11 protein-coding genes and 1 pseudogene are annotated in these 9,735 nt (G+C 37.8%); 5 read left to right on the top strand and 7 right to left on the bottom strand.

Annotation, left to right across the window (positions count from 1 at the left end):
- Positions 1–239 precede the first annotated feature (239 nt).
- Together FD724_RS41755 and FD724_RS41760 are read right to left on the bottom strand one after the other, a co-directional pair.
- Positions 240–785: a sigma-70 domain-containing protein gene (locus tag FD724_RS41755; RefSeq protein ID WP_306297106.1), complete on the bottom strand. Its 546-nt coding sequence runs from the start codon at positions 783–785 to the stop codon at positions 240–242.
- Positions 709–1,191: a sigma factor gene (locus FD724_RS41760; protein WP_306297107.1), complete on the bottom strand. Its 483-nt coding sequence runs from the start codon at positions 1,189–1,191 to the stop codon at positions 709–711. Before FD724_RS41760 ends, FD724_RS41755 begins: the two co-directional genes overlap by 77 nt.
- A 380-nt stretch (positions 1,192–1,571) precedes the next feature.
- On the opposite strand from FD724_RS41760, the gene FD724_RS32095 reads away from it, so the two are divergent.
- The 4 genes from FD724_RS32095 (at position 1,572) to FD724_RS32110 (ending at position 4,119) form a co-directional block, all read left to right on the top strand.
- On the top strand, positions 1,572–2,531 hold the full coding sequence (locus FD724_RS32095; protein WP_179075780.1) for a ParM/StbA family protein: 960 nt from the start codon (positions 1,572–1,574) through the stop codon (positions 2,529–2,531).
- A gap of 10 nt (positions 2,532–2,541) precedes the next feature.
- The gene (locus tag FD724_RS32100) at positions 2,542–2,832 is read left to right on the top strand and encodes a hypothetical protein (RefSeq protein WP_179075781.1); all 291 of its coding nucleotides are present in this window, start codon (positions 2,542–2,544) and stop codon (positions 2,830–2,832) included.
- A 609-nt stretch (positions 2,833–3,441) separates the two neighbouring features.
- Entirely contained in the window at positions 3,442–3,639 is a 198-nt protein-coding gene (locus FD724_RS32105; protein WP_069074080.1) for a DUF2811 domain-containing protein, read from the top strand.
- Between the two features lie 96 nt (positions 3,640–3,735).
- Positions 3,736–4,119: a hypothetical protein gene (locus FD724_RS32110; RefSeq protein ID WP_069074866.1), complete on the top strand. Its 384-nt coding sequence runs from the start codon at positions 3,736–3,738 to the stop codon at positions 4,117–4,119.
- A gap of 474 nt (positions 4,120–4,593) precedes the next feature.
- Here FD724_RS32110 and FD724_RS32115 read toward each other — a convergent pair.
- A pseudogene (locus FD724_RS32115) lies at positions 4,594–5,840 on the bottom strand (ISL3 family transposase).
- A 184-nt stretch (positions 5,841–6,024) separates the two neighbouring features.
- Between FD724_RS32115 and FD724_RS32120 the strand changes: the two are divergent.
- Positions 6,025–6,555 carry a hypothetical protein gene (locus FD724_RS32120; RefSeq protein WP_179075782.1) on the top strand — a complete coding sequence of 177 codons (531 nt, stop codon included), beginning with the start codon at positions 6,025–6,027 and terminating at the stop codon, positions 6,553–6,555.
- 51 nt (positions 6,556–6,606) lie between these two features.
- Here the strand turns inward: FD724_RS32120 and FD724_RS41230 are convergent, their stop codons facing one another.
- The 4 genes from FD724_RS41230 to FD724_RS32140 all read right to left on the bottom strand — a co-directional run bounded on the left by FD724_RS41230 (position 6,607) and on the right by FD724_RS32140 (position 9,292).
- On the bottom strand, positions 6,607–6,774 hold the full coding sequence (locus FD724_RS41230) for a hypothetical protein (RefSeq protein ID WP_256874648.1): 168 nt from the start codon (positions 6,772–6,774) through the stop codon (positions 6,607–6,609).
- A gap of 227 nt (positions 6,775–7,001) precedes the next feature.
- On the bottom strand, positions 7,002–7,805 hold the full coding sequence (locus FD724_RS32130) for a hypothetical protein (RefSeq protein ID WP_179075783.1): 804 nt from the start codon (positions 7,803–7,805) through the stop codon (positions 7,002–7,004).
- 10 nt (positions 7,806–7,815) lie between these two features.
- Complete coding sequence (locus FD724_RS32135) at positions 7,816–8,196, bottom strand: hypothetical protein (protein ID WP_179075784.1); 381 nt, start codon at positions 8,194–8,196, stop codon at positions 7,816–7,818.
- On the bottom strand, positions 8,189–9,292 hold the full coding sequence (locus tag FD724_RS32140; RefSeq protein ID WP_179075785.1) for a ParM/StbA family protein: 1,104 nt from the start codon (positions 9,290–9,292) through the stop codon (positions 8,189–8,191). The genes FD724_RS32135 and FD724_RS32140 overlap by 8 nt, the downstream gene beginning before the upstream one ends.
- Positions 9,293–9,735 lie beyond the last annotated feature (443 nt).

Genomic DNA, 9,735 nt, shown 5'->3' on the forward strand with positions numbered 1-9,735 from the left:
TGGAGAATATAACGGGCGACCTTCAATCATCAAAATTAAGGTTAAAGCGCTTCCGGCTATTATGCAATATAGTTTTCTCCTTGCCCCTCTCCTATCATCGCTTTCAGCTTTTAGGACGTACCTCATAGCTGCCGTAAGTGCTGTAAGTGCCCCGATTGTGAACAAACGGCGATTAGAACTGAATACGCCAGAAGTACTTTCAACAACAGCGATTCCTTCTTCTTTGCCATAAACAGTTTTTAACTAGCCAAATAATCTTTAATTTTGTCTTGCTCACGTCGTAAAGCTTTGATACCTTGTCCATGAGCAGAGCGTACCTTGGAATGGCTGAGATTAAGTTTTTGTGCAACCTGTTTTGCTGTCAACTTGTCCTCGCCCGACAACCCAAACTGTAACATTAAGACTTGGCGTTGATTTGGTTTCAAGGTAGCTAATAAATCCTGTAAATCTGATCGGAGACATTCTAGAGCAACATACTCTTGTGCAGAGATTCTTTCGTCGGGTAATATCTCTTGCAGTTGGTTTTCTTGCTCCTCTCCAATTCCTAGCTCTAAAGAAACTAGCGGACGAAATGCGTTTAGGCATTCGGCAACTTGTTTAGGTGATGCATCAACAGCTTCAGCGATTTCTATAATAGTGGGTGTTCTTCCCAAGGTTTGAAAAAGTTCAACGTGTGCCTTTTTGATTTGCATCAATCTTTTGGTCAGGTCATGGGGTAGGCGAATAGTATGGGATTGTTCTGCAACTGCTCTGGTAATTGCTTGCCGAATCCACGCCTTTTGCATAAGTAGAAAATTTATAGCCCCGATTCGGCTCAAATTTTTCTACCGCTTTTTGTAAACCTATTGCTCCCTCTTGAATCAGATCCAAAAATTCCAGCTTACTCCAACGATATTTTTTAGCGACTGCAACTACTAAACGGAGGTTGGCAGTAATCATTAAATGTTTTGCCAGTTGCCCTTGTTCAAGGATTTGGGTTAATTCTGCTTCTGTTTTATTCACCTCGGCAGAGAGTTTAGACCCATTTGGAGAACGCTTTAGCCGTTGCACAAGAAGATTCTTTTGCTGCTCAAGTGCCAGCATAGACCTTACAAGTCTTGCATAGAAAATTTCTTGTTCAGGTAATAGCCTATCAATGCGACCAATTTCTCGTAGGTAAATTCCAAGTGTATCAGAGCTTTGGCTAGACATCTTGCGTTGCGTAAAGCTAATTTAGACCTTGACAGTAGAGTATAAATCAAAGAGTTAACAACGCTCTAAAATTAATTTCTGTTACGTTGATAAAAAAGATTTCAAAAATTCTTATTGGGGGTTATATGGGGGCTATATATACCCCAACACTAGTTCAAGACTTTGGTGAATTTTTGACCCCTATATAGGGCACATATAGGTGCTAAATGGGGTATATTTGACTCATTAACATTTTGTACCCCATTTAGCCCCCAAGGGGTTATGATAAGCTCTTGAGATTAGGAAAGAAGGGGGAAGTTATTTTATTCTTCTTTCTCTTGCCCTTGCAGATCACTTCAACAGATAATTTTCACAAATCAAAGTGTATTACTTTTGTATTTATGTCAAACATTCACACCTTGCAAAAAATTTTTCCTGCGGGTTTCGATAACGGTTACGGAAGCCTTAAACTTTTAGTCGAAGGGTTTGAAGTAGTTCGTGTCCCCAGCTATATAACCAATGCCGAGATGGAAGACGTACCAGGGAGGGTAGTTTTTAACGGTAATGCTTACACAGTTGGAGAATCAGCTTTCCGTACAGGAAATTATTTTGACCGAAACACTGATAACAATGAAAACAAAGTCAATAACGCATTATTGACTTTGTTCGGTGCATTGGCACATCTCCCACACCGTAAGGCTTGGCATTTAAAATTAGTCGTCAGCTTACATGATGTTGCTCTGGCTGAAGAACTACAAAAAGTACTCAATGGAGAATATCAGCCAATACTTGCTGGCAAACAATCAGACGTGAAAATAGAAGTCCTGAAAGTCGTACTAGAAGGGATGGGTGCATTGTTTGGGCATCAACTACCAAAAAAATTAACCATTTTAGATTTTGGCAATGGCACGACTCTGCATTCTCGTTACAACCAAGGAAAACGAGAAGTTCACACCGCCTACCCCACTGGCGTAGAAGTTCTCATCAATGATATTTCCCAAAAGATGAAGCATTTAAATGGCGGAAAAATTGGGGATGCATCAAAAATCCGATTTTGTCTGGAAATGGGGCATACTCGGTACAGCCGGGACATTGATATCAAAGATGTTTACAGCGCTTGCTTAAAAGATTGGTATGAAAAATACTTGAAGAAAGTGGTGAATCTGACGCTTGATGCTAGACACCAAGGTGATGAAATTTGGGCGATTGGTGGAGGTTGCCTCTTACCTGGATTTAAGAAGCTGTTGGAGAAAAACGGCTTCAAAATCCTGGACAATCCGGTAGAAGCCAATGTCTTTGGGCTTTTAGAGATGGCAAAAACCATCACCAGCAAGAATCCAACTACTACATCTTCTAAGTAAAGTTATAACTATGGCAGATAAAAAAGACTTAGCACCGGAAAAAGTTCGCCTCAAAGATAATTACCGAGAGCGCATATTTGCAGAATCGCAAAAACTAGATAAAAGTTACCTGGACACGCTTTACTTTATAGTTGATTGCTATTTTGTTTTTATCAAGGCTGGATTACCTGCACAACTTTTAGCTGACACACCTATTAATACTGAATCAAACCAACTCACGTCTTTGACTCCAACTCCATTTGCAGAGGAGAAAGAAGAGGATTCTTCAGGGGAAACATTCAGCCTTGATTTTGATTTGTAACCGTCAAAGGAAGTTGTTAATTACATACGAGGTTATTCCAACGTGACGCAAAAAGAATTTTTCCACTTGAGTCGTCACTGAGCCAAAGATTTGTCTGTAGCATAGGATCTACTGTATTTTCAGCCCCTGACAATTGCAGAGCTGACATTGTAACTTTTTGCAATTCTTATCATTAGCTCTACTTTTTCTAACTGATTCCACAGACTTTCCACAGCTACTTCTACTGTTTTCCACAGTTGTTTGACAAGATAATCAGCTTCTATTCATCCACTGGGGATTTTGTCATGACTGTAGCCATCAGTCTGTCTTACGGAGTTTTTGTTAAGTTGCGTAAAGAAAATCTATCTCTAACCCTAGCTTTCACGTAATTATTTATTTTTTCTATATTTATGTTTAATATTTTGCAACATTGACAAACCGAGCCAGTCAGCACACAATAAATCGACTAGCCTTTGCTGTCTATTCCATCTTGAACATCGACTGTATAAAACTATTCAGTTGCTAGCACAGGTGGTTTGACAACTAAAGAATGGGGTGAAACAGGACAACTACTGCATCACCTCTGGCTTATTGTCCCTATTGATTTGCTTTTTCGGAAGCTTTGCTCCCATGAACTCAACCCAAAACATCTTGACTAATCTTCCTGAAACACTACATCAGTCTTTAAACAGCTATCTAGAACAGCATCCTGATTGGGATGAACATCGCCTTATTACCGCAGCTATCTCACTGTTTCTGTTGCAAAATGCTGATGGAGATCGCCGTGTTTCCCAGGTTTATCTAGAAGCTCTCTTTCGCCGAGGCTAATTTACAACATACCTGAATCTGCTATTCCCTAAAAGTCATACTAAACAAAAGCTAAATTAAACGATACACTCAGAAAGATTTCTTGAGTCAGGATTAATGGCAAGCGAATCTGAGACAAAACCTAAAATATCTACTGCTGAATTACTGACACTTCCAGATGAGACACAAACTCAAGGGATCGCTGAATCAGTGGAAAATGCCCTAGATAGTGACGAAATCTTAAATTCACTCAAAACCTTACTTAGCACTTTAGAAAAGCTACAAAAAGTCCGCCTTGAAGCTGGTGATATTAAACTTGTGATTGAGCAGATGCTTGATGGCGAAATTGTCAGAGGTGAAGAAATTGAAAAAGCCAAAACTGGTGCCAGCACGCTTAATCGCCTAGTTCGTGCTTATAGTGACCACCAAGCTGCACTATTTAAATCACAACCTGCTCGTACTTTACTTGATCTTGTACTCAACTCCAATCCAGCTAATTAAAACTCGCTTTCATTTGTTTGTAAAAGATACAATCAAACCATCATTCACTTTTTTAAACTCGAAAACTGAGTTTTCAATTTAAAAAGCCCTGTAAAAATCCAGGGCTCTGTTTTATATTGCAGTTTATTAAATGCCAGCTTAAAATCTTTGCCAGCGCTTTCTATACACATAATTATCGCTCAATCGCTTGGGTAAAAATAGCGCATAACTACCCAATTTCTACCCATCTTACTTGGGTATTCCCTTAATAATTTCTTTAGACTTACACATACCTTTACCGAGAAATCACTGGTCTTCAGATTTTGAATTTTGCAATTGCCTTACAGCTTTAGCTTAATTTGGGAAGATCATTCCAATCCCAAATCAAAATTGTATCTGAAATTCACATAAGTGATTTCTTGGTGAAGTTTTTGATTATACGTAAATACCTTAAAAAACTTATGTTTATGGCTCTTCAGTACTTGTTATGCCAAACTAATAAATAAAATGCCAATTTAATAAGCATCTAATTCTAAAGTTTTCAAAATTTCTAAATCCATAGCCAGAACGTTTAATCAGTTTAAGCTTATTATTAATTCCCTCAACCATACCACTATTTGTACCATTATCAAAGTAAGCAATAATTTCATCATACCAACGAATAATAGTGTTGTTGCTATTGGGAAAATATTTTTTAGCTCTCGATAACCACATACCTAGTTTAAACACTCCCGCATACCAATCATTTGTCTTATTAAAAATTTTTCTAATCTTTTCTTTTAGTTCATGCATTACTTTTAAGACAGGAGATACATTTTTAACTTGGATAAGCTTATTAGCTTGTTCCTCATTTAAGTTATCTTCATTCTTAAGTAAGGGATATTTACTATTTTTTAATGCGAGCAATATATCTTCGTATTCATCTTTTTTGCCGCTAATTTTTCTTTCTTAATTAAATCTTCTATATTTCGTTTTTCTCTTTTTCTTTGTGTATCTAATTCTTTATTTATCTGTGTCATTACATGAAATCTATCTGCTACTACTTGAGCATTCGGCATTAATTCTAACACTAGGTTTTTATACCCTCGCCACAAATCTATACTTACCTCTTTTATTTGCTCTAACAGCTTAGTGCCCCATTCCATAAGGGTTTTCTTGATTATTTCTTGTGTGCGACCGCTTAAAATCGCAATTAGTTTAGATGTATCTAAATCTACTAATACTGCACAGTAATTCCCCTTGCCTTTAATCAGAGCTATCTCATCAAGTCCAAGTCTTTTTAAATTCAAAGGTTTTAAATTGGGTAAATCCTCAGATGCATCTTTTAACATACGTTCTATCTCTTCTGTTGTAACGATACCTTTTGATGCTACGCTGTGTATGTCATTTTCTAAAACTTCTTGTATGGTTTTGTGTGCAAGCCGTTTTGTATAAGTTCTTTTCTTCCTCACAAAATCTAGATATTCACTAAATGGCTTTTGACATTTTCTACATTTGAATTGTCGCCTATTTATTTCTAAAAATACTGGCTTCTCTCCAAAGGGTAAGTCTTTAACAATATGTCGATGATTTTGATGTAAATTATGGCTTTTTGTGCCACACTTAGGACAAGTAGCATCTAGTTTTTTCGATTCAGTTTGTAAAATTATTCCAATCCCCTCATGAAGACGATGTGATATTACTTTTATGTCGTCTAAATCAAGAATTTCTGTGAGGATTTTTATATCATTTTTATGAACCATAGCTGTAAATCTTCCAAAAAATAATCTGATAGTATTTACAGCTAATAACAAATATTCCTTATGTGTCAATGATTGCAATGCGGTTAGCAAAATTTTAATGCAATTCTTAATCTTATTTTACGGATATAGCTAATAATTTGGCATAGTAAGTACTGAAGAACCATTAAATTTTTGAGAGGTTTTTATGTCAAGGATTAAGCGTTGGATAAATATGAATAATGAAGAATTTAACCCAGATGGAAGTTTGAAAGATGAAGCCCGACAACAAATGCTGTCTACAGGAATGAGTAACGAAGCAATTACTGACTATGCTCTTTCGTTGAAAGAAGAATACGACGAGTGGAAGCACTTGGACGAGACTGATCCAGAGCCGTGGCCAATCTACACAGCCTACGATTTCTTCACTGAACAAGAAAAAAAGGAATTTAACCCAGATGGTTCTCTCAGACCTGAATATGTAGAATATGCTTGTCAAATTGGCATCAGTGAAAGTGCCTTGGAACAGCTTGAGTGGCGCAAGAAAATCGAGGTTGATGATTACAACAAAGTGTCTGCTAAATACGCAGAAAAGGGTATTAATTTTGGTGCATGGCAGATGAGAGGAAGGATTGAAGATAACAGAACATACGTCCAACGTCGGCAGCAGATGGAACAAGACCTGCGTAACTTTGAGCCGGAAGACAGTTTGCCTTTCGACAAAGACACCTCTTATTAAAGTAGGTGAGTTACGCTGTAATCCCGTTTTTATCTATCAATGCTTACAAAATTACTGACGGTGGCGATGAGGTTTATTTTTAGAGCGTTCGTACTCTATCAATAATTGCTTTGCTTGTTCGGGGAGAATCACCTGCTTTTTGTCAATCCGCAATTGGTAACAGTAGCTTTTATTATCAGGACAAGGGATAGTGCTGGGGGTATTAATTCCAATCATCACAGAACCAAGAGCAACTGCGGAAATGGTAATGGAGTAAGTAATTATCCCTGAGCGACCAGAACCGATCCAACCACCGATCCAAAAAAGAAACTCTTTAAATTTTTCAAAGCGTTCTTGACGAACTTTGATCCATTCTTTTGACTTTTTGAGCTTTGAATAGAGTTTGGCATTAGATGCTTTCTCAATCTGAATGTCAATGGTGCGTTTCTGGTGAGCAATTTCTTGTTCTAATCGGTACTCGTTCCATTCTCGGACACGTTGGGCGATAGCATCGGCGTGGGCGAAGAAAGCGGAAAATCCTTCATCGGATAGTGATTCGCCATTAGAGTTTTCAATGGGGACTTTCCCTCAATGCGCTCCAATATACGTTGTTCTAGTCCAGAATAAAAATTCTTAATATCCTGTTTGTTTTCCGAAAGTGCGCGGAGTACATTCTTGAGATACATTTGGTTGACTAGCCCGGGAATATTTTGAGCGCGTTTTCGGGTAATATTGTCCACTAAATTGACCAATTCCTCTTCAGAAACAGATGCTTCTTCACCAAAAAACTCAGCAATTAACTGGCTCTCATCTTGGGGTTGAACTATACCAAAGTGAGTAGCTACATCAAAATATGTTTTATTTTGCTCCTTAATTAGGTCGCAAGCTTCGAGAAAGCGCTCACACTCCAACTGACGATACTCCTTCTGATTTGGAGATAGTCCACAAGCGCTGATAATCTCAATCGCTTCAGTTAGTTCTAGCTCAATGCCGTACTCTGATTTGATGTGAGTTAACATCTCTAGGATGTTCATTGGTGGAAATTCAGTTTTATCAGCACGTTTTTTCGATTGTCGTTGGAAGTGTGCTGCCGCTTGTTTATAGGTTTTACCCTGTTGAATCAACGCTCGAATCACATCAAAACGGGACTGAATTTCTTCATCACTGTAATCAGCTTGGTCAATAGGTAAATTACTTGCTGTCAACGTGGCATCAACGTCTTCTACAGAGAGTGAATATGTTTGTTGTAGCAGTTCTTTGGTATAAGGCATAATTTTATTCCTAGTTAAAGGCATTTTCTAGTAAACAATCATCATCCTCGTGAGTAGGTGAAGAACCCAAATGTGTATCAACCTTGTCAGTAGGGTTTGCAACGATTAGATGGCTCTCCAGTTCTTGCTCCAAGTTAAAAATTTGAGCTAAATAAATAATTTGTTGTTGCAGTTGGTAAATTGAAATTCTTGCCTTTGATTTTAAATCTGATTCTGAGAACCCTCCTAACCACCGACAAGCTATTGGATGCCAAAAGGCAGCGATTGCCCAGATAATCATCTTTTGTCTCGGAAATTCAAGAGTTTTATTTTTGGGACTCAGATATTTTAAGAGGGGCAAATAAGGAGATGAAGTACTGAACTGAAAACGGAAATCAACTTGCTCAGGCATGATTTGCGACCTGTTGAGAATTTTTACAAAGATAAGAGAAAAAACCGTAGTTATCAGTTAAGCGAAAGGATAAATCTGATTTAGGTTTCTCAGCTAAAAATTCTTGCTGTACTAAATATTCCAAGGCATCACAAGAAATTTTTTCTGGACGCGGAAATAATCGATTCAATTCACTCTTGAAATAATGGGCAGTTCCACCAGCAAAGATCATCTCATCAATATCTGATGGAATATAACGATGCAAATAACTTGAAAGCACTGCCCAATATTCTTCACGAGCAATACTGATTGCTGATTTGATTGATTGAATTTCTAATTCTTGTAGTAAAGCATCTTCGACTCGAACTAAAGGTAATAAGGCTTTGAGATTTATTTTGGAACCAGCAGCACTAATAGCAGCCGCAAGAGTCAGAGATTTTTGTCCAGCTACCCGACGCTGTACTGATGATACTAACTTCTGAAACCCTAAATCTTCTGTAACTCCACTTGTCATCGCACCCTTATCCATAATCAAAATAGAGGCATTGCGATAGCCAATCATCACCACAGCTATTTTGCGCGAACGCAAGTTATGAGTAGTTGTACGTCCTCTTGAGAGCAATCCAAATCCTTCAGGGCGGCAAACAAACTCCACTAGCTTGAAAGAACGTTTTTCACCCCTCCATTTAAAGTTGAGCAGAGCGCCTGTAATCGATATCTCAAATAATTTGCGATCCGAGTATTCTCCGTAAGGAAACAAGATGCCTAGACGAATACTTGCACCGTTGGCTAACGACTTCTTTTGGGCTATAGCACCCACAACAGCCAAGGTTTTATAAATCGCTAGCTCAAATTTTGGCTGCTCTAACTTCAAATCTGCAAAAAACCTCTGACAAATTAATCCTACACCCCAGCATTGCTGATTGTATTCAATCCAAGCTGAATTCTCTGGAGAAGATATACCAATCGCATCCTCCTCATAACTTAAAAGGCTTTGTTTCGGGATTAATGCTGTGTAGGGTTCCATCAAAAGCAACTCCGGCTTACTTGAATCTAGAGTAAAAAAAACTCTACTCAAGGATGCTCCCGGATCGAATGAGATTATTAAATCTGCCATCTACTTTCAACAAAAATTACTCAACCATTTCATGAAATCATAATTCGTTAATAGCGCAATTATGGCAAATTTATGGAATTTGATACCAAGAGCCTCAAACTCATATAAATCCGGCACAACTCTGGCATAACTCTAGCATAACTCTGAAATCTTAAATAGTATTTATCAACAAATTATTTTTATTGATAATCAAGTGCTTTCTTCTCAAAAAAATGGCACAACTCTGGCGTAATTCTGGCAAAATCCCTTAGAATACAAGCGTTTTCGGAGGATATGCTATTACAATGATATTATTCTTTTACTAAATGAATAATAGCAAAACACGACGCACAGTACGCCAAATTTGGCGGAAAGTTTTCGACAGAAATTTGCTATATTTAAGTGCATGAGAGTTGGTGAATAAAAATTTGTTGCTGTCATTGTCTCACCAAAAACTTTTCAAT

Source organism: Nostoc sp. C057 (genome assembly GCF_013393925.1).
In the GTDB taxonomy this organism is placed as follows: domain Bacteria; phylum Cyanobacteriota; class Cyanobacteriia; order Cyanobacteriales; family Nostocaceae; genus Nostoc; species Nostoc muscorum_A.